The organism is Klebsiella sp. A-Nf5 (assembly GCF_002810545.1).
GTDB lineage: Bacteria > Pseudomonadota > Gammaproteobacteria > Enterobacterales > Enterobacteriaceae > Klebsiella > Klebsiella variicola.
The window spans coordinates 51,230-75,714 of the sequence record NZ_PIOG01000227.1; the positions used below are offsets into that span (position 1 = coordinate 51,230).

Consider the following 24,485-nt stretch of genomic DNA (forward strand, 5'->3'; position numbering starts at 1 on the left):
AAAACCATTGAGACCGACCAGACACAGGAGCCAGGGTGGATATTTTTCGTCGTGAGGATCTACACCATCTCTATCTTTTTTATCATGTGGCGAAAGAGGGGGGATTTACCCGCGCCGCGGCCAGACTGGGCCTCGCCCAGTCGAGCATCAGCCGCAGCATTACCATGCTGGAGAAAAGTATTAATCTGCAGTTACTGGTAAGAAGTACCCGCAAGGTCGCGCTCACCCCGGCCGGGGAAAAACTGTTGCGTTCGCTCGATCAGGGTTTCGGTCAGCTGGAGAATGGCTGGATACTACTGAATCAGCTCAGGGAGAAACCTGCCGGAACCGTGCGCATTAACGGTAGCAGGCAGGCTATCGAACAACTGTTGCTACCGCGATTGCAGTCGTTACGCGATGCTTACCCGGATATTGAACTGGAACTCATTGAAAATAATACCTTTGTGGACATTGTGAAGGAGCGATACGATGCCGGGGTCCGCTATGGCAGTATGGTCAACGAGGATATGGTCTCCGTGCGTATTGGCGCCGATGTGCCGATGCGGGTTGTCGGTAGCCCCGATTTCCTCCGCCAGCATGGGACCCCCACGCATCCCCGCGAACTCGAAAAGTATCCCTGCATTGGCTATCGCATGTCGGATGGTTCACCGTGGGGATGGGAGCTGCATGATGGCGATCGGTTGTACCGACATAATCCCGCCGGAGGGTGGGTATTCAGCGATGCCGGCACCGTCATTAAAGCCGCGACGCTGGGCGTGGGGCTGGCCTATGAAGCGGCGGATCTGATGCAGGACGAACTGGCAAGCGGTCGGCTGATACCGGTTCTGGAGAATTACAGTCATACCTTCCCGGGGTTTCATATCTATTATCCGCACCGCAATGTGTCCAGTGCGCTGCGAGTGATTATCGACATCCTGAGGGACTATCCCGGGGCGGACAGCCGCGCTAACGGACCCGGCTGATCCCTCGCTGGCCATTTTCTATCAGGCTCATGGTTACGTTGACGGGCTCATTCCTCTGGGGAGACTGGACGAGCCTGACGCATTACCTCTGCAGCCTTTATCATACCCGGCACGATTCGAATTAGCCGCGGAAGCATCCTCCGGGAGTGATTAGCAAGACGTCATGGCGACGGGCAGGACTGCGTCATTCGCCATGAAGCCGTTCCCCTGCGCCACTTGCGCAGAGGGACATCACATGACGAGACTCAGGAATGATGGTCGCGTAGGAAAACCGTCAGCACCTCTTTCGGCGGCACGCCGCCGCATTCGCCAATCATCCAGCCCACCGCCCCGCGGTGATAGGCGCCGTGAAAGAGCATGTGGTTCAGCATCTCCATCGCGGTCATATTGCCGTCACCGCCGTCGACAAATTTGAAGGCGATACGTTCGTGGAAATCAGCGGGGGTCATGGCGCTGACATACTGAATGTATTCGTCCGTACAGGCGGTCATGGCCGTTTCCAGCTCATCAACGGTTGGCGTCTCGGGGGTATTCAGCGCGGTGTAACCGTGCGGCCTGCCGCGCAGGTTCGCCCGGAAAATCATGTCAACGACATGGATATGGTTCATCAGCCTGATGGTCAGGTGACGTTTCTCGCCATATACCGTACCGTCAATCGCGCGGATCGCCTGTAAGGTGGCAAGGTCAATCCAGCGCTTATATTTCAACAGCGTCACTACTGTGTCTTTGTCCATAGTCTGTCCCGGGTTGGTTGAACCGTTATCATACTGGTTATGCCGGTGAGTCGTCACGCTCCAGCGCCAGGCACAAAAAAGCCTCGCCGGGGCGAGGCTTTTCAATAAGCAGGTGATTTAGTCAAACACACCGTTAATCACGGCGGTGACGATGACGGTGCTCAGGGCGACCAGCACCAGGTCATCGCCGACCGCGCGCCATTCATAGCCAGGATAATAGGGCAGGTCGTTAATCATGGAAGCCGGCAGGGTCTTTTTCGCGATCCCCGGAGGCAGCGGTTTGCCGCGGGCGACGTTTTTGGCGATACCCGGCGGCAGTGCCTGATAGCCGACCAGACCGTAGTTCACGGCAAGGGAGCGCGCTCGTGAAAAGCTGATATCGCTGTCGACATGGTCGGGTTTACCGTAGTTTTTACGGTTGCCATGATCGTCAGTGGACTGACCTTTATTCTGGCCTTTATTACCATGGTCGCCATTATTGCCGTCATTGCCATGGTTACCACTATTCCCGTGATTACCACCGCCGTTGCCGTTACCCGGGTTGGCATAGACTGGCGCGGCCAGCACGGCAAGAGAGATAACCGCCGCCAGTGCTGTTTTGAGAGTGCGACGCTTAAGCATGATGCTGTTTCCTGAATGGGGAGTACACGCTTAAAAAATAAGAGAAAGCTATGCCCCTGGCAATCTCATCATTTCTTATTTTTTGCCGGTTTTTAATCACCGGCGGGAAAGATAAAGGGAAAGGGATAGCGGGACGCGGACAAGCAATTCCATTGCTGCGTTTTGACAGACGGGCGACCGCGCCCCGCTAAATGTGTTGCCGACAGGATCGCTCCCGGGCGTAGAGAAAAAAATGCCCGAAGCCATCGGGCAAAAATGAACAAAAATATTACGCTTCATTCATAACGCGTCTCACAAGACGGGGCGGATAGTAAATCCTGGCGCTGCCGCGCACAATCGGACGGTTGTTTAGAAATAAATAACCCCATCGACTGTGCTCAGGACGCGACCCAATGGCAGGCGACCCGATGACCCGGGGCCACCTCGCGCAGCGCCGGAGCCTCTCTCCGGCAATGTTCGCTGACCTGCGGGCAGCGGGATGAAAAGCGGCAGCCGGCGGGCGGATTGGCCGGATCCGGGATCTCGCCTTGCACCAGCGCCTGCGGTTCGCTGTGCGGATCGAGGGTTGGCACCGCGGCCAGCAGGGCACGGGTATAGGGGTGGAGGGGGCGGCTGAACAGCGCATCGCGGCTGGCGCTTTCCACCAGCTGTCCCAGATACATTACCGCCACATCGTCACATAAATGCTCCACCACCCCGAGGTCGTGGGAGATAAACAAGAACGTGACACCGCGGTCGTCGCGCAGGTCGGAAAACAAATTGATGATCTGCGCCTGAATCGACACATCAAGGGCCGAGATGGGCTCATCGGCGACGATAAAATCCGGGTTGAGGATCAGCGCCCGGGCAATACCGATCCGCTGTCGCTGGCCGCCGGAGAACTGATGCGGAAAGCGGGCATAGTGCTCCGGCGCCAGGCCGCAGATCTTCATCACGGCTATCACCCGGTCATACAGCTCATCGCGGGTGCACAGCTTGTGCTGCAGCATGGCTTCGCCAATCGCGTCGCCAATACGCAACCGCGGGTTCAGCGAGCTGTAGGGGTCCTGAAACACCAGCTGCATTCTGGGCCGGATGGCGCGCAGGGCAGGCGCGGTCAGGTCGGCCAGCTCCTGACCGTGAAATTTCACGCTGCCGGCACTCTTCTCATACAGGCCAAGCAGCGTCCGGCCGACGGTGGTTTTACCACTGCCGGACTCGCCCACCAGGCCAAAAATGGTGCCCGGACGGATGTTAAAGCTGACGCCGTCCACCGCGCGAAGCTCGCCGGTCTGCTGGCCAAACAGGCCGTCGCGCAGCGGAAAATATTTTTTCAATCCATCCACTTCAATAACATAGCGTTCGCTCATGCTGTCGCCTCCGCAAATTCGCTGTAAAAGCAGGCGGCCCGCTGGCGCTCACCGAGCAGCGGCGGAATCGCCTCCCGGCAGCGCGCTGTCGCCCGCTCGCAGCGCCCGGCAAAGGCGCAACCCGCCGGCAGGGCGGCCAGATCCGGCACCTGGCCGGGAATAGAGTACAGCCGCCGACGCCTCTCACCCGGCACCGGGCGGGAGGCGATCAGCCCGCGCGTGTAAGGATGTTGCGGATGCCGTAGCACCTCTGCGGTGGCACCTTGTTCCACGATCCGTCCGGCATACATCACCACTACCTGCTCGGCCATCTGCGCGATCACTCCCAGATCGTGGGTAATCAGCATCATCGCCATCTGGCTGGCCCGCGCCCGGTCACGCAGCAGGCGCAGGATTTGCGCCTGCACGGTGACGTCCAGCGCGGTGGTCGGTTCGTCGGCAATCAGCAGTTTGGGCTGACAGCTCAGCGCCATGGCGATCATCACCCGCTGCAGCATGCCGCCGGAAAGCTGGTGAGGATAGCGGGTCATCAGGCTGTCGCCGCGCGCCAGGCCGACCTCGCTTAACAGCTGGATGGCCTGCTGCCAGGCGGCTTTCGGCGTGGCGCCGAGGTGGCGGATCAGCGGTTCGCACAGCTGTTCACCGATGGTCAACACCGGGTTCAGGGCCGACATCGGTTCCTGAAAGATCATGGCCAGCTGGTGGCCGCGCAGGTCGGTCATCTGTCTGGCTTTCAGCCGCAGCAGATCGCGGTCCGCGAAGCGGATCTCGCCGCCATCGATGCGCGCCGCCTGCGGTGGCAGGAGACCCATCAGCGCCATGGCGGTGACGCTTTTGCCGCAGCCGGATTCGCCCACCACGCCAACGGTTTGCCCGGCCTGAATGGTGAAAGAGACCTCCTGCACCGCGCGCACGCGAGTGCGTTCGCCGGCGAAAGAGACGGAGAGATGATGAAAGGCGACTAACGGCGTGGTCATTTCAGCCTCGGTTTCATATTGGGATCCATGGCATCGCGCAGGCCATCGCCCAGCACGTTGATGGCGATCACGGTGATAAAAATGGCGATGCCCGGCGGCATCCATAGCCAGGGGCGGCGCTGGAAATCGATCAGGCTATTGGCAGCATCCATCATATTGCCCCACGACGGCGTCGGCGGTACCACGCCGAGGCCGAGATAGCTCAGCGCGGATTCACTGAGAATGGCGTTGGCGACGGCCATGGTCGCCATCACCACCAGAATCGGAATGGTATTCGGCAGCAGGTGGCCAAACAGCCGGCGACGCGCTGACAGGCCCAGCACCTGGGTGGCCAGCATAAAATCGCGTTCGCGCAGGGAGAGACATTGTCCGCGCACCAGCCGCGCCAGTCGGGGCCACTCCAGCAGGCTGAGCATCACCACCACCATATAAATGCGCGAGTCCGGCGAAAAATCGAGCTCAGAAAGCATCGCCCCGGCGACGATCAACAGCGGTAACCCGGGGATAGTCATCACCAGGTCGGCCACGCGCATGATCAGTTTGTCGGTCAACCCGCCGACATAACCCGAGAGGGCGCCGAGCAGGTAGCCGAGGCACACCGACATCACCATGGTCAGCAGGCCGATAATCAGCGAGATGCGCCCGGCCAGCAGCAGGCGGGTGTAGACATCGCGCCCGAGGAAATCGGTCCCCAGCCAGTGTTCCGCCCCGGGCGGTTGGTTGATGCTCAGGGCATCGGTGGCATCATCTCTCCACGGCGACCAGACGGGCCCCAGCACGCACCACACCGCCATTACCGCCAGCAGGATCAGGCAGAACATGGCCAGCCGGTTACGGCGCAGCTGTCGCCACCCCTGTCGCCAGGGAGAGGGGGTCATGTGCGCCAGCGCCGGGATAGCCGCCTGCCGTTGGCGGCGACGGGAAGCAAAGTAAGACAGGATCATCATGACCTCACCCGAATACGCGGATCGGCCCAGGCGTACAGCACGTCGGCGAGCAAATTACCAACGATCGTCAGCACCGCCAGAAACAGGGTAAACCCCATCAGCACCGGATAGTCGCGGGCGGCCAGCGAGTCGATATGGATGTGGCCTGCCCCCGGCCAGTTGAACACCTTCTCGGTAATGATCGCCCCGGAGAACAACCCCGGCAGCTCGAAGCCCAGCAGGGTGATAATCGGCAGCAGGGCGTTGCGCAGGGCATGTTTAAGGATCACGGTGCGCTCCTGCAATCCCTTGGCGCGGGCGGTACGGATAAAATCCATTTTCACCACGTCGAGCATACTGGCGCGCACATAGCGCGTCAGGCTGCCCGCCTGCAGCATCACCAGCGCCAGCACTGGCAGCGCCAGGTGGGCGGCCACTTGCAGCACATACTGCCAGCCGCTCTCGTCGCTGCCGGTATTGGTCATCCCGCCTACCGGTAGCCAGTGGAGATCGACGGCAAACCATTTAATCAGCAGCAGGCAGAGGAAAAAGGTGGGGAACGACATGGCGGCAAACACGGCGACGCTCACCAGATGATCAAACCAGGAGCCGGGGCGCAGGGCAGAAACCACGCCGACCGCCAGGCCAATGCCCCAGTAAAAGACCAGCGCGACGCTGGCCAGCAGAAAAGAGTTCCAGATGTACTGGTTGAGCAACTGGCTGACCGGGATCTGATACTGCAGTGAAAAGCCTAAATCACCGCGCAGCAGCTGTCCCAGCCAGTGGAGGTAGCGGGTGAACAGCGGCTGGTCGAGGCCGTAGATCGCCTTCAGCTCCGCGGCGCGGGCGGCGGTCAGGGTGATATTGCCATCGATAAAGTCGCCGGGGGTTTTGGCAAACAGCATAAAAATAATGAAGGAGGCCAGCAGCAGCATCGGCAGCGTTTGCAGCAAGCGCCTCAGGATGAAATTTTTCATGACGGTCTCACATCAGCCGCCGGTTAACCCGGCGGCCAGGGGATTTACTTGACGATTTTTACATCCGGCAGGCTGCCGGTCAGGCCGTTGTAGATATCCGGCTTAAAGCCGCTGACGCGGGCGCTGCTGGCGGAAAGGATGTCGCGATAGCCGAGCAGGATCACCGGCGGATCGTCGGCCAGCACTTTATACAGCTGGTGGTAGATCGGCTTGCGTTGTTCAATGTCGAGCACCGCGTTGCCGGCGTTAATCAGCTTATCGACTTCCTCGTTATGGTAGCCGGACTCTTTAGCTTCGCTGCTGTAGAAATCCCATACCCCGTCGTGCGGGTCGTTGAGGGTGCTGGTGCTAAAGGAGGCCAGATCGTAATTTCCGGCTTTGCGCTGCGCCATCAGGGCGTTGAAATCCACCACCTGCGGCTTCAGCAGCACGCCAATCTGCCGCCAGTTCTCCTTGGCGATGGGGATCAGAGCGTCGTTGATCACCTTCTTGCTCACCAGCAGGGTCAGCTCCAGGCGCTGGCCGTCTTTGGCGCGGATACCGTCGGCGCCAGGTTTCCAGCCGGCCTCATCCAGCAGCTTTTTGGCCTGTGCCGGATCGTAAGGGTAAGGGTTGACGCCTTCAGCGTTAAAGGCCCAGGAGATCGGGGCGATCGGCTCGATGGCGACTTTGCCGTACCCCTGATAGACCACGTCGATCAGCTTCTGCCGATCCAGGCCGTAAATCAGCGCCTGGCGCACGCGCTTATCCTGCAGCGCCGGGCGATGCACGTTGAACTCCACCTGGCTGTAGTCGCTGGAGCCGTAAAGATTAATGTTGGCGAAGCCGAGCATTTTCAGTTGCTCAATATCGTCGGGGCGTGAGGTAAAGGCGTCATAGTCGGTCTCTCCGGTCTGGAACAGCTGGAAGTTGGTCGACGGATTGGTCACGCGGTAGATAAAGCGCGGTGTTGGCGGCGTTCCGCGGTAAAAATGGCTATTGGCATGGAAGCGTATTTCCTGACCGGGAATGTATTTGTCGTACACGTAAGGGCCGTTGCCCAGCGGCTTGCCGTGCAGTGAACGCAGATAGTCGAGATTTCCCCGCTGATATCCTTTGCCGTACCAGGCTTTCGACAGCACCGGCCCGCCAATTTTGGCCAGCGTGGTGGCGCCTGGCTGGGTGGTGGTCACCTGCAGGGTGAGTGGGTCGATGACTTTCAGGCCGCTGACGCTGTCAGCTTTGCCGGCTTTGTAGTCCGCGCCGCCGGCGATATTGGCCAGGGTGATGTCGGTATCGCCATCATATTTGGGGTCGAGCAGGACCGTCAGGGTAAAGGCGACATCTTCCGCCGTCAGCGGTGAACCGTCGCTGAAGGTCAGGCCAGGGCGCAATTTGATGGTGTAGACTTTGTTATCCGGGCTGACCGTCCAGCTCTCCGCCAGTCCCGGGACCAGCTTACCCTGACTGTCCCAGTCGATCAGGCGTGAAAAAATCACGTTAGTCACGTTCTCATCCCAGCCGTTGACGAAAAAGTAGGGGTTAAAGATCCCCTGCGGCTCGGAGATCCCGGCCACCACCGTGTCTTTCCGCAGTTTGGCGCTGGCCGGGATCTGGCTGGCGTCGGTGGCCGGGGTGATACCTTCTTTCAGGATCCCTTCCGCATGGGCAACAGAAGAAAATGCTACCACGCCGCCGAGCAGGGCCACTTTTAGCGCCAGGGCGAAGCGGGTTTTTCGGGTTTTTAATCCTTGTTGTAATCTGGACAAAAGTGCTACCTCATCAAATAATTGCGTGGTTATTTACAATTCATGACGAAAGATAAGAGGCGCACTTCGCCCTGTCTAACACTGAAACGCTATGATTTATAACTAATTATCCTTAGCAAAGGATCGGGAATATAATCTCATTCGATGGCTAAGAAGCAGTGGTTTCCGCTGTCTGATGATGGTGGGTCAGAATGCTGTCTGCGACCCAGCCATCCTGCGCCAGCGCGCTGGCGGCCAGCGGCCCGCTCAGCCGGACCTGCAGCTGGCCGATCACCCGGCCCTGAATGCGCTCGCAGTTGCTGTACAGCAGTCGGGCGTCGCCTCCCAGCAGGCTGGCGATATGCTGCAGATTGGGTTCACGACCGCTGCTGCCGTCAAAACGTAAGGTCACGATCTGCTCGCCGTCGCGCAGCGCTGGCCCGGCCTCCGGGCGATCGGGGTGCTGCAGGCCGAGCATGGCGCGCGTCACCGGGTGCTGCGGGTTGCCAAACACGCGCCAGACATCGCCCTGTTCGACAATGCGCCCGCCCTCGAGCACGCTGACCCGATCGCAGAGGGTGCGAATGACCTCCATTTCGTGGGTGATCAGCACGATAGTCAGGCCCAGGCGCTGGTTAATCTCCTTGAGCAGGGTTAGCACCGACAGGGTGTTTTCCGGATCCAGCGCCGAGGTTGCCTCATCGCACAGCAGAATTTCCGGCTGAGTGACCAGCGCCCGGGCGATGCCGGTTCGCTGTTTCTGGCCGCCGGAGAGGCGGGCCGGGTAGCTGTCGCGCAGCGCGCTGAGGCCCACCAGCTCAAGCATCTCGCTGACCCGACGCTGGCGTTCGTCGGCCGGGACGCCAGCCATCTTCAGCGGCAAGGCGATGTTCTGCGCCACGGTTTTGGTGGCCATCAGGTTAAAGTGCTGAAAAATCATCGCCACCCGCCGACGCAGATCGCGCAGCTGGCGCGTGGAGTAGCGCATGGTTGACTCGCCGTGGATGAACATCTCGCCGCTGTCAGCATTTTCCAGACGATTAAACAGGCGCAGCAGGGTGGATTTTCCGGCGCCGCTGCGGCCGATGATGCCGAAAATTTCGCCCTGACGGATGGTCAGGTCAATGTCCTGTAGCGCCTGCACGCCGTTAGGATAGGCTTTGCTGATACCAGCAAACTCAATATGAGTCGGTGGGGCAGGGATATGCGTCACGATGATGCGCTCCGTTAGCCCGGGCAGTGGCTGACGCCGCTGCCCGCGGTGATTAGAATCCAGGTAAAATTTTGCCCTGATAACGCGTCAGAATGAACTGACGAACCGCGTCCGAATGCAGCGCTTGCGCCAGCTTCTGAATGCCCGGGTCCTGAATGTTGTCCGGGCGCGCCACCAGATATTCGACGTACAGATCGCTGCCTTTTTCCACCAGCAACGCTTTATCGGTGTCGATACCAGCCTCCAGCGCATAGTTGGCAAAGATAAAGGCCAGGTCGACCTGCTTCACCGCGCGCGCCAGCATGGCGCCCTCCAGTTCGCGGATCTTAAAGTGATGCGGGTTGCTGGTAATGTCCTTCGTTGCCGATTGCGGATTGTGCGGATCCTTGAGGGTAATCAGCCCGGCGTTGCTTAACATCACCAGCGCGCGGCCGGTGTTCACCGGATCGTTAGGGATGGCGATCGTGGCGCCGTCAGGCACCGCGGCGAGGGTCTTGTATTTGCTGGAGTAGGCGCCGAAGGGCTCGATATGCACTCCCACCACCGGTACAAGGTTGGTGTGGCGGGTCTGGTTGTAGTTATCGAGGAACGGCCGGTACTGGTAGTAGTTGGCGTCGAGGTGTTTCTCCGCCAGCTGCTGGTTAGGCTGAATAAAATCGTTAAACACTTTGACCTGTAAATCGACTCCCTCCTTCGCCAGCACCGGCTTCACAAATTCAAGGATTTCCGCATGCGGCACCGGCGTGGCACCGACGATCAGCGTCTCGTTAGCCAGCGCTGCGGTGGAGAAGAGGGCCAGCAGTCCGGCGGCAATAATGGATTTTTTCATGATAAGGGTTTCCTGAGCAGAGAAGGGTAAGTTATTTGCGGCTGACGTAGCGCACCAGGCGGTCGCCGCTCATTTGCAGAAGCTGTACCAGCGCGATCAGCATCAGGACGGTGACCACCATCACGTCAGTCTGAAAGCGCTGATAACCAAAACGAATGGCCAGATCGCCCAGCCCGCCGCCGCCGATCACCCCTGCCATCGAGGTGTAGTCGACCAGCAAAATGGCCGTCACGGTCACGGCGGCGATCAGCCCGGCCCGCGACTCCGGCAGCAGCGTGTGCCAGATAAGCTGCCAGGTGCTGCCGCCCATCGACCAGCTGGCCTCCACCAGGCCGTGCTCCACTTCGCGCAGGGCGGTTTCCACCAGCCGGGCGAAGAACGGGGCGCAGCCGGCGACCAGTGGCGGAATAGTTCCTTCCACCCCCAGCGAGGTGCCGGTCAGCAACGTGGTCACCGGGATCATCACGATGAGTAGAATGATGAACGGCAGGGATCGCAGCACGTTGACGCACAATGACAGCAGGCGGTAAAGGCGCGGGGCGTACAGCAAACGCGGCTCGCCAGTGAGATAGAGCACGATCCCCAGCGGAAGCCCCAGCAGTACCGTCCATCCCAGCGACCAGGCCAGCATGGTAAGGGTATCGAGGGCGGCCTGGGCCACATCGTTCCAGTCGATTTCCGCGAAAAACGCCAGCAGACTCGTCATATCAGTTCCAGTCATGTCGTTGCGGGCCAATGCCGTTCAGCACCCAGTTGCCAAGCAACTGATACTTCCAGCGAACCGGGTCGTGCAGGGTGTGCACCCGGGCATTGCGCCAGTGGCGGTCGAGGTTGAGCGACTCACCGGTGGCGCGAGTCCCCCCCAGCTCGAACAGGCGGCTGGCGGCCTCCAGCGCCACTTCGGTGGTCCAGATTTTGGCGCGGGCGACGGCCAGCGACGCCTCGGCGACATGCTCTTCGCTGAGGTCATTTTTATAGCGGTCGAGCACCCGTCCCGCCCGCTCCAACAGCGCATCGGCTGCGGCAAGGCGGCTGTCCAGTTGACCGATATGGTAGATAGTCAGCGGATCGTCGCTCGCCCGCTCCACACCGGCGTCGATCCACGGCCGGGCGCTGTGGCGCACGAACGCCACGGTATCGTCCAGCGCCGCGCGGGCGATCCCGGCGTCTATCGCCGCGGTGGTCAGCTGGGCGAACGGGCCGGCAAGGGTCGGGCTGGCGTAGGACTTCCACGTTGGAAAAAGGTGGAAAGGATTAACCGGAAGATTATCGGCCAGCACAGTGCCGCTGGCGGTGGTGCGCTGACCGAGGCACGCCCAGTCATTAACTACCGTCAGCCCAGGGCTGTTCTGCGGCACAAAGGCGAGCTGGGCGCGGTCGTCGGCGTCCAGCGCCAGAATGCCAATCCAGTGGGCGTACAGCGAGCCGGTGCAGTAGCCTTTACGGCCATTGATCCGCAGACCGTCTGTGCCTTCCTCGATACGGGTACGAATATCAAGGACCGTTTTCCCCCCGGTTTCCGACAGGGCATTGGCGAAGCGATAGCCCTGTAATACCTGGGCGAAAAAGAACGCCTGCTGGTCGTCGCTGCCCTGCAGACGAATATCCTCCAGCAGGCAGTAGTGGTTCTGGGGGATCTGGCCTAACGACGGATCGGCTGCAGAGAGAATGGCGATAACCTGCGCGAGGGTCGCGGCCGAGACCTCGGCGCCGCCAAAGCGGCGCGGCACCGTGATGCCCCACAGCCCGCTGTTGGAATAGGTGTTGACGATCTCCGCCGGGACAATGCCCGTGCGGTCGCGCTCGGCGGCGCCGGGTTTGAGCACGGCGGCGATTTCATGGGCGATGGCGAGGGCTTCCGCATCGCTGGCAATAATATGCGCCTGCGGCGTGGACTGGGTGTAAGGCTGTGCGGGTGAACTGGCTGACATCATCTTCTCTCTTATTCAGTGAATAGCTTATGCACAAATTAGATAAATAAATAATTCATAATGCCTGTGGGTTATATGTATGGGTAAGCAAAACGCGTGCCAGCGAGAGAGGAAGGCGCAGTCGTGACAGGAAGCGGGTTGGCTATGTCAGCTGATGGAGCGGACTGCTGCAAATGCAGCGCCGTTTTGCGCCGGCTGTTGCAAAGGCAACAGGAGAGGGAACGACCGCCGGGCGTGAAGGAAGGAACAAGGCGGTCAGTTCAGAGCGGACGTCAGCGGTGCGTCGTCGCAAGGGCGGTCTGCCGATCAGGCGACGATTTCAATCAGGTTGCCATCGGGATCGGCGATCACTGCCTCATAATAGCCGTCGCCGGTGGTCCGCGGCGGTGAAACCAGTATCCCCGCAGCCTCGGCGCGTTGGGCGAGGGCATCGACCTGTTCCGCCCCGCCCACCGAGAGGGCCAGATGTACCCAGCCGGTATGGTTGTTATCCGCGCTGGCCGGCTGCAGGCCAGGCTTGGTCATCAGCTCGATCACTACCTCATCGTCAATGGTGACAAAATAGGAGGCAAAGCCGGGGTTGGTCTGGCTTAGGTATTTTTCATTGATGCTGGCGGCAAAGAACTCGACCCAGAAGCGGGCCTGGACGTCGAGCTGTTGGGTCCACAGGGCGAAATGGGCAATTTTCATGGTAAACCTCCGGGCAGGAACATTGACAATCAAAGCAGCGCAGACGATCATGCTTGCTGTTGCTCGTTTTTGATAATTTAAGGAGTTATCGTGCTCGATTATGCTGCTTTTCCCCAACAGCGACAAGCGTTGATTTGCCAGATCCTGCAGGAAAACGGCAGAGTGGTTTGCGCGGAGCTGGCGGTGCGGCTTCAGGTGTCGGAGCACACCATCCGCCGCGATCTGCATGAGCTCAGTCGCGAGGGGTTCTGTAAAAAGGTGTATGGCGGGGCGGTGCTGAGCCTGCCGGAGGCCGGGGACTACAGTGAACGGAAAGATAAAAATCGAGCAACAAAACTCAGGATCGCGCAACAGTGTGCCAGGCTGGTGAAGCCCGGCGGTACCCTTTTCATTGATACCGGGACCACCAATCTGGCGATGGCCGAGGCGCTACCCGCCGAACTGGCGCTGACGGTGGTAACGAACTCACCGGAGATCGCCGCGGTACTGGTGAAAAAACCGTTGTATGACGTGGTGATCCTCGGGGGGCAGGTGCAACGGGCGAGCGGCGGCTGCGTCGGCGCCGCGGCGGTGGCTCAGGTGCAGGGCATGTTATTCGACCAGGGGTTTATCGGCGGCTGCGCCATGGCGCCAGAGTCGGGCCTGACCGGTTTTGACTACGCCGACTGCGAATTCAAGAAAGCGGTGATTAAGCAGTGCAGCGAAATAATCATCGGCCTGACCTCGGATAAAATTCCAGCGGTGGCGCGGTTTGTGGTCGCCGCGAGCAGCGATATCGATGTGCTGGTGGTCGAAGAGAATATCAGTCGCGAATATCGCGTTGCCTTTCAGCAGCACGATATTCGCATCCATACCGTGTAACCCGTTAGCGGGTGAGGGAGGTGGCGATAAGCCGCAGGCCCAGCGCCCCCAGCACCGTCGCGGTGGCGATGTCGATCCGCCGCTTCAGCCGCAGGTAGACGCGCCGCGGGCGATCGGCAGACAGCACCAGCGCCACCAGCGAATACCAGCTGACGTCAATCAGAAAGCTCATCAGCGGCACGATGTAGTAAAAGGCGGTGGGGATCTGCGCTGGCAGCAGGGCGGTAAAAATTGAGGCGAACACCAGCGCGGTTTTGGGATTGCTCAGCTGGGTATACAGCCCATCGCGGAAGGTCTTCAGCAGCGAATGGTTGCCAGCCATGCCGCTGGCGGAAAAGTCCATCGGCTGCGCCGACCCGCGGAAAATCTTATAGCCCAGCCATAACAGGTAGAGCCCGCCCGCTACTTTCAAGCCAATAAACAGCTCCGGCACCGCGGTGAGCACCTTCTGCAGGCCCAGCATTGCCATAATGGAAAAAATGGCGGCGCCGGCGCCGGTACCGAGGGCGGTCACCAGACCGTGCACGCGCGAGCGAGCGACGGCATTGCGCGCGACAAAGATAAAGCTTGGACCGGGACTGATCACGCCCATGATCAGCACCGCGGCAATGGCCATCAGGCTGGATAAGAACATAGCGACTCCTGTGATGTCCGCCGCCGGCAGGCGGTCGGTACCGTGTGGACGGTTGAGCTAAACAGAGTAGCAAACTGGTTCAGGAAAGCACGTCAAAAAGGTGTGGACAAGGCAGGGCGGAGCGGGCGTTGGCGGCGCGCGTTTTCTGCGCAACTGTTTGAATAACGATTCCCATTCTTGTCATCAATGGTAAACTGAATAACTGTGATCTTTGTCATACCGTAATAACTACAGAGAAGAGACACTGCTATGCAACATATCATTGAGGGCTTCCTCAACTTCCAGAAAGAGATCTTCCCCCAGCGTAAAGAGCTCTTCCGTAGCCTGGCCTCCAGCCAGAATCCCAAAGCGCTTTTCATCTCCTGTTCAGACAGCCGTCTGGTGCCTGAACTGGTAACCCAGCAGGAGCCGGGACAGCTCTTTGTCATTCGTAACGCCGGGAATATCGTGCCGTCTTTCGGGCCGGAGCCAGGTGGCGTTTCTGCTACCATCGAATATGCCGTCGTTGCGCTGGGCGTGACGGATATCGTGATCTGCGGCCACTCCAACTGCGGCGCGATGAAAGCGATCGCCACCTGCCAGTGCCTTGAGCCGATGCCGGCGGTGTCCCACTGGCTGCGCTATGCTGATGCCGCGAAAGCGGTGGTGGAAAAGAAAACCTGGGCCAGCGAAACCGATAAGGTCAACGGCATGGTGCAGGAAAACGTCATCGCTCAGTTGAACAACATCAAAACCCATCCGTCGGTGGCGGTCGGTCTGCGCGACCATACCCTGCGCCTGCACGGCTGGTTCTACGACATTGAAAGCGGCGACATTCAGGCGCTGGATAAAAACACGAAATCCTTTGTTTCCCTGTCGGAAAATCCGGACGTCTTTTTCGAATAAAGCCGTTCCCAGGGCACGGAGGCCCTGTTCATCCCCTCACCACTCCACGCAAATTTTGCCGAAATGGGCGCCGCTTTGCAGATAGCGGAAGGCATCCGGTAAGGCTGTAAAATCAAACACTTTATCGATAACCGGCCGCGACGCCTGCAGGTTCAGGGCGTTGACGTAGTCCTGCTGTTGCCGTCTATTACCCACCACCAATCCCTGCAGCCGGGCCTGTTTACTCATCAGCAGATGGGTGGGCACATGACCCTCGAAGCCGGTCAGGACGCCGATCAACGCAATGTGTCCGCCGACACTGACCGCCTCGAACGACTGCCCCAGGGTGCCCGGACCGCCCAGCTCCAGAATGAGATCGGCCCCGCGATGGCCGGTGATATCCTGCACCGCGGCGCCCCATTCCGGGGTGGTTCGGTAATTGATGAGATGATCGGCCCCCAGCGTGCGAGCACGAGCGAGCTTTTCATCTGACGACGAGGTGACGATCACCTGCGCGCCCATACTTTTCGCCAGCTGCAGGGCGGTTATCGACACGCCGCCGGTGCCGAGCGTCAGTACCGTATCGCCTGCTTTTAACCGTCCTTCGACAACCAGCGCGCGCCAGGCGGTAAGACCGGAAGTGGTTATGGTTGCCGCTTCCCTGAAACTCCACCCCTCAGGCGCATGGGTAAAATGGCTGGCCGGCCTGACGACATACTGGCAGGCGAACCCCTCCGCGCCATCGCCCGGGGTCTGACTGAAGTCGCTCACCAGTGGACCGGGGCGGCCATCCAGCCACTGCGGGAAAAAGCCCGCGACCACCCGGTCACCCGGCTGAAATTCGTTCACCCCGGCGCCAACTGCTTCCACCACGCCGGCGCCATCCGCCATCAGGATCCGCCGATCGGCGGTGGGAATAACGCCCGTCGCGACCAGCAAATCATGGTAGTTCAGCGAGGTGGCGTGCAGCGCCACCCGGATCTCGCCTGCGGCGGGCGCGCCGGGGTCAGCAAGATCGACAAGCTGCAGGTTCTCAAGCGAACCGGGTTTTTTGACTGTCCAGGCTTTCATCATCAGGCTCTCTTTTCTGGAGGATACAGTCAGTATTGGTCGGGAACGGGGAGAGCGCCACAGCCTGTCTGTCGGGACATCACTGAAAGGGAAAAGGGGAAAAAATAAAGCGCCGTTAAAAACGGCGCTTTATTTATTGCTAACGGCTAAAAGGATTATTTGCTCAGCTCAGCCGTCATATGGACACGATTGTTAAACTGGGCGCTGGTGATTTTATAGGATGCACCCTGTTCCGCGGCCTGGGCGGCGATTTTTGCTTCAGCACGGTCCAGTGTGGAAGCGGTAGCGCTGACGCTCTGGGCGAAGCTGACAGAAGAGAACAGAGACAGTGCAGCAACAGCAACGAAAGTTTTGATGGATTTCATGGTCGTATTCCTTAATCTGGTGTCTGATAAAGGGCTTGTTGCCCTGATGTGATAAAGAATACGCTTGACTCTTGCAGGTTAAAATCAAAACAATTTGCGAATCTTGTTCAAATAATATGAATGATTTTCCGCTGCGTGCAACGCGGCCTGTTGCTGCCGGGCAAGTCTTGCCCCTGCGTATAACTGGCAAGGTCGGATGAGAGCGGGTTAAATGTTGGCCCGGTGGTCATAAAATGGTGAAAATGGGTATGGCTGACCAGATGAAAATTCACCTTAATCCGTTCCAGTCCGTTATAGACTCGCTTGCGATTGATCCCCAGCGTGGTCGCCAGTTGATTCACCGACTGTCCCTTCATGGTGGCGGCGATCATGCGCATTTCCAGGCGGTTGAGGGGGGCTCGTTGACGGGAAGAGGTACTCTGACGCTGATGACGCGGCACCAGAGGCCAGCGACGATCGGCCAGCCTGCGCAAAAGGCGGCCAACCTCCAGAACGCTTTCCCGCTGGCTAACCCACAGGAGGGTATCCGCGAAAAAGGCGCGTCCGCGCCTCACGTTGCCGGCCGAGGTAAAGCCGATCACCAGACTCTGATAACGCAGGGCTAATTCAGCGGCGGCCTGATAATCGTGAAAGTTTTCCAGCGATAAAATAATCACATCCAGCCCAGCCGGATCGGGAAAATGGCTAAGTGGCAGCGAATGAATAATGTTCAGCCCGGGCAGGGTCTCCTGAATATCTCTGAAACACTGGGCGAGGCCGATATTAAAAAAAACATTATTGCTGTGAATTAAAATATTCAACGGATAAACCCTGTTACAAGCGATGTAAACGGCGCGGAGAGGGGATTAGCTGCGTACCAGGAGTTTATTCATATCAGCAGGCGAGGTATTAATGTAATTCATCATGCCCGGTGGTTTGAATGAGTAAATTTCGGCTACGACCGCATTGTTAATATAATACCCGGCGCACTTGACCCGAATAATTAATGCGCTTTCAACGCCAGCCTGGCTAAGACGAGCTTTTAACGTCTGAATAACCTGCCATAATCGCTGCGCAGACGGGCGAAGGTTATTTTTTTCCCAGACGTTAATCATCAACTCTTCATCGCTGACCACCCGTTCTCTGCCATGCGCCAACAGATATTCCAGTAAACAGGCCATGGTACTGCGTAGCTGAACTTGCGTTCGCGTCCCTCGCAGCGCGATAATTTCCCGATGATGCAGGCAGTAGAAAATATTATCTGCTAACTTATAGCCAAGCAGTTTATAGCCCTTAGTCATCTACCACTCCCTGACAAATCCAGTTATTGCCGGTGCAGAGTACCTGCCTGCTGCTGACTGACCAAGTGAATTTTATCTGTTAGAATAATCAAAACAAATAACCATATTCGTATACATAACTAGAATAAAAATCTGAAAAATGATTATTTCTCTGCAGGATTGTATGGTATAGGAAAAGTCTTAAACAAACGTCAGGCACTGGTAAGCGGTTGAATATATAGGTGTCAGGAAAAACTAAATACATTTATATTGATCTAGATCAATTTTGCTCATTTCAGGAGGCTTTCACCATTTACATAGTAAAACAAAGATTGAAATAACTTCCGTTACGCGATGATAAGCTGATTCTGAACTTATGGAACTACCCAGGGAATTGTTCATTACTTTTCAGGAGCGTTTTTATGGTCATTGCAACTCGTAAGCCTCTGTGTACCAAACGCTGGTCGGCCAGCCCGGCCTCCCAGGATCTTCAGTTGACTCAGCTACGCCACCCGTGGGTCGCCACCAAAGCCAGCTGCAAAAGCAAAAAAGCCTGGAAAAGCCGCAGTTAGCGGCCTGCCCAACCCCCTGACATAAAGCCCTGCTTGTTCCTGCGGACAAGCAGGGCTTACCTCTGCGACTTTTACACCGACTGCAACAGATAACCAGAAGGGTTCTCCACTACCCTGGCAAAGCCGGGCAGACCAAGATGCATGCCGGCGATCAGCCATTGTTCGCTGGCGGCCTGGCGCAGCAGGCTTTCCCGGGTTCGCCGGGCCTGTTCAGGATCGACGTCGAAGGCGACCGACACCGACGGTCGGGTGGTCTGAATGGTCGGGAAATGGACAATATCCCCCCAGATGAGCAGCGAGGTATCGCCCGCTTCGAGACGATACCCGGTATGCCCGGGCGTATGGCCGGGCAGAGGGCACGGGTGGATCCCGGCGATCGTCTCCTCACCATCAACTTCGCGAATTTGCGCCGCGCAGATCGCCAGTACGCGGTGGACGAGCAGCACGTTGCGCCGGCCGCGATCGCTGGCGTTGTCCAGTGTGGATGCCGCCAACCAGTAAGCGCGTTCCCGCGAAGGCAGGAACACCGTGGCGTTGGGATACGCCGGGGCGCCGGTTGCCGTCAGCAACCCGCCGATGTGGTCCGGGTGCGCGTGGGTGAGGAGGATGGTGTCAATCTCCTCAGGGCGTACGCCGAGCAGCGCCAGGTTGGCGATAAGCGCACCGCCGACGCCATTGACTCCACCGGTGCCGGTATCCACCAGTACGGTGTGCCCGCGTCCGCGGATAAGATAGGCGCCAATCGCAATGACCTCCGGTGAGGCTAACCCGGCGTTCCGCTGCAGGTGCTCCGCCTCCTCAGGCGTGATACCCGAGAGTAAGGACAGTGGCGCCGACATCTGACCATCACTGACGGCGGTCACCGTCAGGTCGCCTGCGGTCAACGTATAAAAGGGGACTGGTGTCATGGTGACCTCACGCGCGTTGCGCCGGGTTACGTAACCGGGCGGTGATGGGCTGATAGATAAAGACGGCGGCAGCCGTGGCCAGGTGATGCAGGTCGTTATGCGGGACGATGGCGGCATACCGGGTTTGTTGCGTCGCCAGGCCGCCAGGCAGCAGGACGATTGTCGGGGGGATGGGTAGCGTCTGAGGCGTATCGCTCAGCAGTAGCACCTCATCAGACCGGACCTCCCGCACGCCGCTATCTGCAACATAGAGGTGGCGGTGCCAGTCGGTGATCGCCGATTGCCAGCGGGCAAAATGGCCGCCACCGTTGCGGCGGTAGGCGTCGCTGTCGATGACGGTAACATCGTGGATATCGTGCAGCGCCAGATAGCGGGGGCAGCCCTCGCTGAGGGCGCGGAAGCGCTGGGAGGCATAAAAACCGGGCACAGAGACCAGCGCCGGCAGTTTTTCCTGATTGTAAAAGGTATTCCACGCCGCTTCGCTTTGGGGATCGGTGTAGGCGCATTCGACGACATAGAGCATAGTGACCTCGATAGACAGATGATTGAGCGCGCAAAGCGCTTTAGTGAGTTTTCATCATCCTATCGGCTAAAAATGGCGCTGAAAAACGATGTTAATTCAATAGTCAGTGATATTCTATCACTGACTTTCGGTGAGCCTGCACAAGGAGCATTGGCTATGCGTCGTAAAATCCCCAGCAGCGCTGCGCTACTGGCTTTTGAGGCCGCTGCCCGTCACGGCAACTTTGCCCGCGCGGCGGCGGAGCTCGCGTTAACGGAGGGGGCCATCAGCCGGCAGATTGCCCGTCTGGAAGCGCTCCTCGACAGTAAACTTTTCGACAGGACGGGGAGCCGGGTGCGGCTCAATCCGGCTGGCGCCCGCTATGCCCGCCAGGTCCGCGAGATCCTTGCCCGTCTGGAGCGGGATACCCACGATGTCAGCGGGATGCCCTCCGATGGGCATAGTCTGGAGATCGCCGTGCTTCCTACCTTTGCCAGCCGCTGGTTAATCCCCCGGCTTGGACGCTTTGCAGCGCAGCATCCGCATATCGTGGTCAATATTGCCGCCCGCAGCGATCCCTTCATCCTCCCGGGCAGCGGTTTTGATGCGGCCATCCATTTTGATCACCCGGCGTGGACTGGCATGGATGTGACCTTTTTGTTCGAGGAGTATCTGCTGCCGGTCTGTCATGCGGCGTTGCTGACGAATGACGATCTCCCCGGGCAACTTAACCGATTGCCGCGCATTCACCGGCGGCAGAACCCTGACGCCTGGCTGCACTATGCCCGGGAATGCGGGCTGGCACTGGATAATCCGGCGCAGGGGCCGCGCTACGATCTGCATGAGATGGCCATCGCCGCGGTACTGAGCCAGCAGGGGGTGGCGCTGGTGCCGAAGATGTATGTGGAAAGCGAGCTGCGCGCCGGGACGCTGGTCGCCCCGTGGCCGGGCTCTCCGACGCTGGCCAAGCGCTTCTGCCTGATCAAACCCGGTGGCGGGGAGGGGGAGCCGGCGCTGCAGGTGTTTGAGCGCTGGCTGCAGACGGAGATTGTAGCCGGTTAAGTCAGGGCTGGCCCGGAGACATTTAGCGTCGCCCGCTGGCGGGCATATTTCCCCGGCGATATCCCGGTATAGCGGGTAAAGGCTACGCTGAACGCGCTGGCCGAGCCATAGCCGATGCGCTCGGCGATATCCGCAATGCTGATGCCCTTCTCGCCCAGCCACTGCATGGCCAGGGTCATTCGCCAGCCTAACAGATAGCCCATCGGGGTCATCCCGGTCAGGTCGGTAAAGCGCTCAAATAACGTCGAGCGAGACAGCGCGCAGTCGGCGGCCAGGGCGTTGACCGTCCAGCGTCTGGCGGGGGCCCGATGCAGCAGGCGGATTGCCTGGGCGATCCGCGGGTCGCTCAGCCCGCGCATCAGACCGGGGGTCGCGAGCGTGCCGGAGGAACGGATCGCCTCGATAAAAAGCAGCTCGACCATCCGCGCCAGAACGAAAGATTTGCCCGCACGATCAGCCTGCGCTTCCTCTTTCAGCAGCCCGACAAAGGTGGCCAGCCGCGGTTGATTGCGGACCACCACAAAGGCTGGCAACAGCGAGGCCAGCAGGCTGGCGTTCGTCGAACCGGAAGCGCAGTGGCCAATCAGCGCCTGCATCTGCGCAGGCTTGTCGAGGGCTCCCAGCCGAAAGTGTCCCTCCGCCAGTTGCACCGGGATGGTCTCCAGCGCTGGTGAAGGGGACGGGGTCAGGCTGGTTAGCGCGAAGCGGTACGCCGCCGGGATCAGAATAAAATCCCCGGCGCGCAGGATCTGCGGCTCATGCTGGTCAATTTCCAGCCGACAGCCTCCTTCCAGCACGACGCCATAAAATGACAACCCCTGGTCCGAGCGTATCACTCGCCAGTCTCCCGCCCCCTCAACGGTTTTGGTCAGCACCACTCTGAGGTTTAGCATGGCAATGACCTCCGCCAGCGGATCGCTCATTTTCGGACTCCTGCGAAAGAATGATGGATTATTGACCCTATATCGTCCGGCATGGTCTGTCTATGATCAAAAGGAAGAAGCCATTCGGAGACAGAGATATGCAAACGATTATGATCACCGGCTGTTCATCGGGTTTTGGCCTGGAGACGGCGCGTTATTTTCTTGAACAGGGCTGGAAGGTTATCGCCACAATGCGCGCTCCGCAGGAAGGTGTGTTACCCGCCAGCGACCGCCTGCGGCTGGTACGTCTTGACGTCACTTCGGCGCAGAGTATCGCAGAGGCCATTGCCGAAGCCGGAGAGATTGATGTGCTGGTTAACAACGCCGGGGTGGGGATGCTTAATGCCCTGGAGGGCGCGTCACGCGAGGCGATAGCAGACCTGTTTGCCACCAATACCCTGGGAACGATTGCCATGACCCAGGCGGTGATCCCCCGGTTCAGAGCGCGCCGAAGCGGGACGATCGTTAATATTACCTCGGCGGTCACCCTGCAACCGATGCCCCTGCTGGCGGTCTACACCGCGAGTAAGGCGGCGGTGAATGCCTTCACGGAGTCGCTGGCGCTGGAGCTTCGGCCCTTCAGTATCCGTGTCGGGCTGATCCTGCCGGGACGCGCTCCCCAGACCCGCTTCGGGGAAAACGCTCGTCGAACGATGGGCCAGCTCCCGGAGAGCTATACGGCGCTCGGCCAGCAGATCTTCGACAGCATGCAGGATAACGCCAGCGTGACGCAGGCGACCGATGTCGCTCAGGCCGTCTGGCGAATGGTGCACGATCCTGATGCCCCTTCGCGGCTGCCGGCAGGGGAAGATGCCCTGGCGATGGCGATGGCGCAGGCCAGTCTTCGCCGCGGATAAATGGGATTAGATTTGTCGCTTGCTGGGGCTGATGACGGTCAGGCTGAGGCGTAAAAGGAGTGCACTGTTTCAGTCAAAAAAAGCAGGGTAATCATCAAATGGAATTAATGAAGGAAAATTTGAGATTGGTGCGTCTGAATGGACTCGAACCATCGACCCCCACCATGTCAAGGTGGTGCTCTAACCAACTGAGCTACAGACGCATTATGGTGCGTTTAATTGGACTCGAACCAACGACCCCCACCATGTCAAGGTGGTGCTCTAACCAACTGAGCTATAAACGCATTATGGTGCGTTCGATTGGACTCGAACCAACGACCCCCACCATGTCAAGGTGGTGCTCTAACCAACTGAGCTACGAACGCAATGTTGTGGTGACAACGGGGACGCATATTAGCGGCAGGGAGAGGATGTGGCAAGAGGTAAACGTCACTTTTCTTGCACATTGCATGCGATTGCGGAACTTTTACCCATTCCGGATATATTTTACTGAACCACAAGGATATTTCTTCGCCAGCGAGCGTCATGACTCGCTTTTTTCTGCCAGTCTAACTCTGCGCGGTAGGGTTGCCGTTGTGTTAAATTATCGGCCACCAGAAGAGAAGGAGTCATAACGAAGATGAAATCGATTGGTATTTTTTGCGGTTCTTCAGCTGGCGAACATCCGCTGTATCTCGACACCGCCCGTCTGGTCGGACGTACGCTGGCGCAGCAGGGGCTGGCGCTTGTCTATGGCGGCGGCAAAGTCGGTCTGATGGGGACGGTCGCCGATGCGGCGCTGGAGGCCGGTGGCGTGGTGATCGGCGTGATGCCGCGCGGCCTGGTGGAGCGGGAAATTGCCCACCGCGGCTTGACGGAGCTGCATGTGGTCGAGGATATGCACGAGCGGAAAACCAAAATGGCGGCGCTGGCGGATGGCTTTATTGCCCTGCCGGGCGGGGCGGGGACGCTCGAAGAGATTTTCGAACAATGGACCTGGGCGCAGCTGGGGATCCATGAGAAACCGTGCGCGTTCCTGAATATCAAGGGTTATTACGATCCGCTTCAGGCGATGGTCGACAACATGGTACGGGAAGGATTTATGCACCCGCGCTACGCGGAGATGCTGCCGTTTGCTACCTCGGTAGACGAGATTATCGCCGGTTTTCGCGACTATACGCCGCCGGCCCGTAAATGGGTTCAGCAGCCCGCTATTTAAACATCAAGCGCAGGGTAAACAGCGCGCAGACGATGAGCAGTAACAGCAGCAATTCGAAGCGATAGCGTTGCAGCATGATGTCCTCCTGAAAAAAAACCGGCGCTGTTCAGCGCCGGTTTATCACCTTAACGCCCTGACCATTATGCCGCCGGTTTAACCGCCGGTTTAGCTGCGTGGTGTGCCGCTTTATGGTGTTTCTTTGCAGCCTGGGCTTTCTGCGCGACTGCCGGTTTCGCAGCGGCTTTATGGTGTTTCTTCGCAGCCTGTGCTTTCTGCGCTACTGCCGGTTTCGCAGCGGCTTTGTGGTGTTTCTTCGCAGCCTGGGCTTTTTGCTCAGCAGCCGGTTTTGCAGCGGCTTTATGGTGCTTCTTCGCCGCCTGGGCTTTTTGCTCAGCAGCCGGTTTTGCAGCGGCTTTGTGGTGTTTCTTAGCGGCCTGCGCTTTCTGCTCGGCTGCCGGTTTTGCAGCGGCTTT

The 24,485-nt window shown here is 58.9% G+C and carries 27 protein-coding genes, 3 tRNA genes and 1 pseudogene; 7 read left to right on the forward strand and 24 right to left on the reverse strand.

Annotated elements, in window-relative coordinates:
• The first annotated feature begins 35 nt into the window (after positions 1 to 35).
• Positions 36 to 962 carry a LysR family transcriptional regulator gene (locus CWM53_RS22675; RefSeq protein WP_100729579.1) on the forward strand — a complete coding sequence of 309 codons (927 nt, stop codon included), beginning with the start codon at positions 36 to 38 and terminating at the stop codon, positions 960 to 962.
• Between the two features lie 245 nt (positions 963 to 1,207).
• Here the strand turns inward: CWM53_RS22675 and CWM53_RS22680 are convergent, their stop codons facing one another.
• The 12 genes from CWM53_RS22680 to CWM53_RS22735 all read right to left on the reverse strand — a co-directional run bounded on the left by CWM53_RS22680 (position 1,208) and on the right by CWM53_RS22735 (position 12,936).
• The gene (locus CWM53_RS22680) at positions 1,208 to 1,696 is read right to left on the reverse strand and encodes a DinB family protein (protein ID WP_040152537.1); all 489 of its coding nucleotides are present in this window, start codon (positions 1,694 to 1,696) and stop codon (positions 1,208 to 1,210) included.
• Positions 1,697 to 1,813: 117 nt separating this feature from the next.
• Entirely contained in the window at positions 1,814 to 2,317 is a 504-nt protein-coding gene (locus CWM53_RS22685) for an anti-virulence regulator CigR family protein (protein WP_100729580.1), read from the reverse strand.
• Positions 2,318 to 2,694: 377 nt separating this feature from the next.
• Positions 2,695 to 3,666, reverse strand: coding sequence for an ABC transporter ATP-binding protein (locus CWM53_RS22690; protein WP_100630600.1), 972 nt, complete (start codon positions 3,664 to 3,666; stop codon positions 2,695 to 2,697).
• On the reverse strand, positions 3,663 to 4,643 hold the full coding sequence (locus CWM53_RS22695) for an ABC transporter ATP-binding protein (RefSeq protein WP_100729581.1): 981 nt from the start codon (positions 4,641 to 4,643) through the stop codon (positions 3,663 to 3,665). The genes CWM53_RS22690 and CWM53_RS22695 overlap by 4 nt, the downstream gene beginning before the upstream one ends.
• A complete protein-coding gene (opp4C, locus tag CWM53_RS22700; RefSeq protein ID WP_100630598.1) occupies positions 4,640 to 5,590 on the reverse strand; it encodes an oligopeptide ABC transporter permease in 951 nt (316 codons plus the stop codon). The genes CWM53_RS22695 and opp4C overlap by 4 nt, the downstream gene beginning before the upstream one ends.
• Positions 5,587 to 6,546, reverse strand: a complete 960-nt coding sequence (locus CWM53_RS22705; protein ID WP_008804589.1) for an ABC transporter permease — start codon at positions 6,544 to 6,546, stop codon at positions 5,587 to 5,589. The genes opp4C and CWM53_RS22705 overlap by 4 nt, the downstream gene beginning before the upstream one ends.
• Positions 6,547 to 6,590: 44 nt before the next feature.
• Positions 6,591 to 8,294, reverse strand: a complete 1,704-nt coding sequence (locus CWM53_RS22710) for an ABC transporter substrate-binding protein (RefSeq protein WP_100729582.1) — start codon at positions 8,292 to 8,294, stop codon at positions 6,591 to 6,593.
• Positions 8,295 to 8,442: 148 nt separating this feature from the next.
• Complete coding sequence (locus CWM53_RS22715) at positions 8,443 to 9,486, reverse strand: methionine ABC transporter ATP-binding protein (RefSeq protein WP_074385650.1); 1,044 nt, start codon at positions 9,484 to 9,486, stop codon at positions 8,443 to 8,445.
• Between the two features lie 52 nt (positions 9,487 to 9,538).
• Complete coding sequence (locus CWM53_RS22720; RefSeq protein ID WP_074385651.1) at positions 9,539 to 10,315, reverse strand: MetQ/NlpA family ABC transporter substrate-binding protein; 777 nt, start codon at positions 10,313 to 10,315, stop codon at positions 9,539 to 9,541.
• Positions 10,316 to 10,346: 31 nt separating this feature from the next.
• A complete protein-coding gene (locus CWM53_RS22725; RefSeq protein WP_008804593.1) occupies positions 10,347 to 11,021 on the reverse strand; it encodes a methionine ABC transporter permease in 675 nt (224 codons plus the stop codon).
• Between the two features lies 1 nt (position 11,022).
• Positions 11,023 to 12,249: an SfnB family sulfur acquisition oxidoreductase gene (locus tag CWM53_RS22730; protein ID WP_100729583.1), complete on the reverse strand. Its 1,227-nt coding sequence runs from the start codon at positions 12,247 to 12,249 to the stop codon at positions 11,023 to 11,025.
• A 303-nt stretch (positions 12,250 to 12,552) separates the two neighbouring features.
• Positions 12,553 to 12,936, reverse strand: coding sequence for a VOC family protein (locus tag CWM53_RS22735; RefSeq protein WP_074385652.1), 384 nt, complete (start codon positions 12,934 to 12,936; stop codon positions 12,553 to 12,555).
• A 90-nt stretch (positions 12,937 to 13,026) separates the two neighbouring features.
• Here CWM53_RS22735 and CWM53_RS22740 point away from each other — a divergent pair, with 90 nt between their 5' ends.
• Positions 13,027 to 13,797, forward strand: coding sequence for a DeoR/GlpR family DNA-binding transcription regulator (locus tag CWM53_RS22740; RefSeq protein ID WP_100729584.1), 771 nt, complete (start codon positions 13,027 to 13,029; stop codon positions 13,795 to 13,797).
• Positions 13,798 to 13,801: 4 nt separating this feature from the next.
• Here the strand turns inward: CWM53_RS22740 and CWM53_RS22745 are convergent, their stop codons facing one another.
• A complete protein-coding gene (locus CWM53_RS22745; RefSeq protein WP_008804598.1) occupies positions 13,802 to 14,431 on the reverse strand; it encodes a LysE family translocator in 630 nt (209 codons plus the stop codon).
• A 249-nt stretch (positions 14,432 to 14,680) separates the two neighbouring features.
• Between CWM53_RS22745 and CWM53_RS22750 the strand changes: the two genes are divergently transcribed.
• Positions 14,681 to 15,316: a carbonic anhydrase gene (locus tag CWM53_RS22750; protein WP_008804599.1), complete on the forward strand. Its 636-nt coding sequence runs from the start codon at positions 14,681 to 14,683 to the stop codon at positions 15,314 to 15,316.
• 36 nt (positions 15,317 to 15,352) lie between these two features.
• On the opposite strand, the gene CWM53_RS22755 is transcribed toward CWM53_RS22750, so the two are convergent.
• From CWM53_RS22755 to CWM53_RS22770, 4 genes and pseudogenes are all read right to left on the reverse strand, one after another.
• On the reverse strand, positions 15,353 to 16,369 hold the full coding sequence (locus tag CWM53_RS22755; protein ID WP_206053093.1) for a zinc-dependent alcohol dehydrogenase family protein: 1,017 nt from the start codon (positions 16,367 to 16,369) through the stop codon (positions 15,353 to 15,355).
• A 152-nt stretch (positions 16,370 to 16,521) separates the two neighbouring features.
• The gene (locus CWM53_RS22760) at positions 16,522 to 16,731 is read right to left on the reverse strand and encodes a YdgH/BhsA/McbA-like domain containing protein (protein WP_004202908.1); all 210 of its coding nucleotides are present in this window, start codon (positions 16,729 to 16,731) and stop codon (positions 16,522 to 16,524) included.
• 84 nt (positions 16,732 to 16,815) lie between these two features.
• Positions 16,816 to 17,531 (reverse strand): annotated as a pseudogene (locus CWM53_RS22765) (hypothetical protein).
• A gap of 45 nt (positions 17,532 to 17,576) precedes the next feature.
• The gene (locus tag CWM53_RS22770) at positions 17,577 to 18,011 is read right to left on the reverse strand and encodes a winged helix-turn-helix domain-containing protein (protein ID WP_074385653.1); all 435 of its coding nucleotides are present in this window, start codon (positions 18,009 to 18,011) and stop codon (positions 17,577 to 17,579) included.
• Between the two features lie 401 nt (positions 18,012 to 18,412).
• Here CWM53_RS22770 and CWM53_RS31335 point away from each other — a divergent pair, with 401 nt between their 5' ends.
• Positions 18,413 to 18,562 carry a hypothetical protein gene (locus CWM53_RS31335; RefSeq protein ID WP_165454478.1) on the forward strand — a complete coding sequence of 50 codons (150 nt, stop codon included), beginning with the start codon at positions 18,413 to 18,415 and terminating at the stop codon, positions 18,560 to 18,562.
• A gap of 71 nt (positions 18,563 to 18,633) precedes the next feature.
• Here the strand turns inward: CWM53_RS31335 and CWM53_RS22775 are convergent, their stop codons facing one another.
• Both CWM53_RS22775 and CWM53_RS22780 read right to left on the reverse strand, forming a co-directional pair.
• A complete protein-coding gene (locus tag CWM53_RS22775; protein WP_100729585.1) occupies positions 18,634 to 19,470 on the reverse strand; it encodes an MBL fold metallo-hydrolase in 837 nt (278 codons plus the stop codon).
• Between the two features lie 7 nt (positions 19,471 to 19,477).
• Complete coding sequence (locus tag CWM53_RS22780) at positions 19,478 to 19,993, reverse strand: hypothetical protein (RefSeq protein ID WP_100729586.1); 516 nt, start codon at positions 19,991 to 19,993, stop codon at positions 19,478 to 19,480.
• 156 nt (positions 19,994 to 20,149) lie between these two features.
• Between CWM53_RS22780 and CWM53_RS22785 the strand changes: the two genes are divergently transcribed.
• Positions 20,150 to 21,034 (forward strand): LysR substrate-binding domain-containing protein, encoded by an 885-nt coding sequence (locus CWM53_RS22785; protein ID WP_100729587.1) that lies wholly within the window; start codon positions 20,150 to 20,152, stop codon positions 21,032 to 21,034.
• Here CWM53_RS22785 and CWM53_RS22790 read toward each other — a convergent pair.
• Entirely contained in the window at positions 21,031 to 21,957 is a 927-nt protein-coding gene (locus CWM53_RS22790) for an AraC family transcriptional regulator (protein ID WP_100729588.1), read from the reverse strand. The two genes, CWM53_RS22785 and CWM53_RS22790, sit on opposite strands and share 4 nt — an antisense overlap.
• Positions 21,958 to 22,055: 98 nt before the next feature.
• Between CWM53_RS22790 and CWM53_RS22795 the strand changes: the two genes are divergently transcribed.
• Positions 22,056 to 22,814: an SDR family oxidoreductase gene (locus CWM53_RS22795; protein ID WP_100630589.1), complete on the forward strand. Its 759-nt coding sequence runs from the start codon at positions 22,056 to 22,058 to the stop codon at positions 22,812 to 22,814.
• A gap of 126 nt (positions 22,815 to 22,940) precedes the next feature.
• On the opposite strand, the gene CWM53_RS22800 is transcribed toward CWM53_RS22795, so the two are convergent.
• The 3 genes from CWM53_RS22800 to CWM53_RS22810 all read right to left on the reverse strand — a co-directional run bounded on the left by CWM53_RS22800 (position 22,941) and on the right by CWM53_RS22810 (position 23,179).
• A tRNA-Val gene (locus CWM53_RS22800) sits at positions 22,941 to 23,017 on the reverse strand.
• 4 nt (positions 23,018 to 23,021) lie between these two features.
• Positions 23,022 to 23,098 (reverse strand) — tRNA-Val (locus CWM53_RS22805).
• A 4-nt stretch (positions 23,099 to 23,102) separates the two neighbouring features.
• Positions 23,103 to 23,179, reverse strand: a tRNA-Val gene (locus CWM53_RS22810).
• 254 nt (positions 23,180 to 23,433) lie between these two features.
• Between CWM53_RS22810 and CWM53_RS22815 the strand changes: the two genes are divergently transcribed.
• Positions 23,434 to 24,012: a TIGR00730 family Rossman fold protein gene (locus CWM53_RS22815; RefSeq protein ID WP_100729589.1), complete on the forward strand. Its 579-nt coding sequence runs from the start codon at positions 23,434 to 23,436 to the stop codon at positions 24,010 to 24,012.
• A gap of 140 nt (positions 24,013 to 24,152) precedes the next feature.
• Here the strand turns inward: CWM53_RS22815 and asr are convergent.
• Positions 24,153 to 24,485 (reverse strand): acid resistance repetitive basic protein Asr (asr, locus tag CWM53_RS22820; protein ID WP_100750873.1); only part of this gene is annotated, 333 nt, incomplete at its 5' end.

Bases quoted from the DNA above. Each gene is read 5' to 3' on its own strand.
- CWM53_RS22680 (WP_040152537.1), bottom strand. From the start codon at position 1,696: ATGGACAAAGACACAGTAGTGACGCTGTTGAAATATAAGCGCTGGATT.
- CWM53_RS22685 (WP_100729580.1), bottom strand. From the start codon at position 2,317: ATGCTTAAGCGTCGCACTCTCAAAACAGCACTGGCGGCGGTTATCTCT.
- CWM53_RS22690 (WP_100630600.1), bottom strand. From the start codon at position 3,666: ATGAGCGAACGCTATGTTATTGAAGTGGATGGATTGAAAAAATATTTT.
- CWM53_RS22695 (WP_100729581.1), bottom strand. From the start codon at position 4,643: ATGACCACGCCGTTAGTCGCCTTTCATCATCTCTCCGTCTCTTTCGCC.
- opp4C (WP_100630598.1), bottom strand. From the start codon at position 5,590: ATGATGATCCTGTCTTACTTTGCTTCCCGTCGCCGCCAACGGCAGGCG.
- CWM53_RS22705 (WP_008804589.1), bottom strand. From the start codon at position 6,546: ATGAAAAATTTCATCCTGAGGCGCTTGCTGCAAACGCTGCCGATGCTG.
- CWM53_RS22720 (WP_074385651.1), bottom strand. From the start codon at position 10,315: ATGAAAAAATCCATTATTGCCGCCGGACTGCTGGCCCTCTTCTCCACC.
- CWM53_RS22725 (WP_008804593.1), bottom strand. From the start codon at position 11,021: ATGACGAGTCTGCTGGCGTTTTTCGCGGAAATCGACTGGAACGATGTG.
- CWM53_RS22730 (WP_100729583.1), bottom strand. From the start codon at position 12,249: ATGATGTCAGCCAGTTCACCCGCACAGCCTTACACCCAGTCCACGCCG.
- CWM53_RS22735 (WP_074385652.1), bottom strand. From the start codon at position 12,936: ATGAAAATTGCCCATTTCGCCCTGTGGACCCAACAGCTCGACGTCCAG.
- CWM53_RS22745 (WP_008804598.1), bottom strand. From the start codon at position 14,431: ATGTTCTTATCCAGCCTGATGGCCATTGCCGCGGTGCTGATCATGGGC.
- CWM53_RS22750 (WP_008804599.1), top strand. From the start codon at position 14,681: ATGCAACATATCATTGAGGGCTTCCTCAACTTCCAGAAAGAGATCTTC.
- CWM53_RS22755 (WP_206053093.1), bottom strand. From the start codon at position 16,369: ATGATGAAAGCCTGGACAGTCAAAAAACCCGGTTCGCTTGAGAACCTG.
- CWM53_RS22760 (WP_004202908.1), bottom strand. From the start codon at position 16,731: ATGAAATCCATCAAAACTTTCGTTGCTGTTGCTGCACTGTCTCTGTTC.
- CWM53_RS22770 (WP_074385653.1), bottom strand. From the start codon at position 18,011: ATGACTAAGGGCTATAAACTGCTTGGCTATAAGTTAGCAGATAATATT.
- CWM53_RS31335 (WP_165454478.1), top strand. From the start codon at position 18,413: ATGGTCATTGCAACTCGTAAGCCTCTGTGTACCAAACGCTGGTCGGCC.
- CWM53_RS22775 (WP_100729585.1), bottom strand. From the start codon at position 19,470: ATGACACCAGTCCCCTTTTATACGTTGACCGCAGGCGACCTGACGGTG.
- CWM53_RS22780 (WP_100729586.1), bottom strand. From the start codon at position 19,993: ATGCTCTATGTCGTCGAATGCGCCTACACCGATCCCCAAAGCGAAGCG.
- CWM53_RS22785 (WP_100729587.1), top strand. From the start codon at position 20,150: ATGCGTCGTAAAATCCCCAGCAGCGCTGCGCTACTGGCTTTTGAGGCC.
- CWM53_RS22790 (WP_100729588.1), bottom strand. From the start codon at position 21,957: ATGAGCGATCCGCTGGCGGAGGTCATTGCCATGCTAAACCTCAGAGTG.
- CWM53_RS22795 (WP_100630589.1), top strand. From the start codon at position 22,056: ATGCAAACGATTATGATCACCGGCTGTTCATCGGGTTTTGGCCTGGAG.
- CWM53_RS22815 (WP_100729589.1), top strand. From the start codon at position 23,434: ATGAAATCGATTGGTATTTTTTGCGGTTCTTCAGCTGGCGAACATCCG.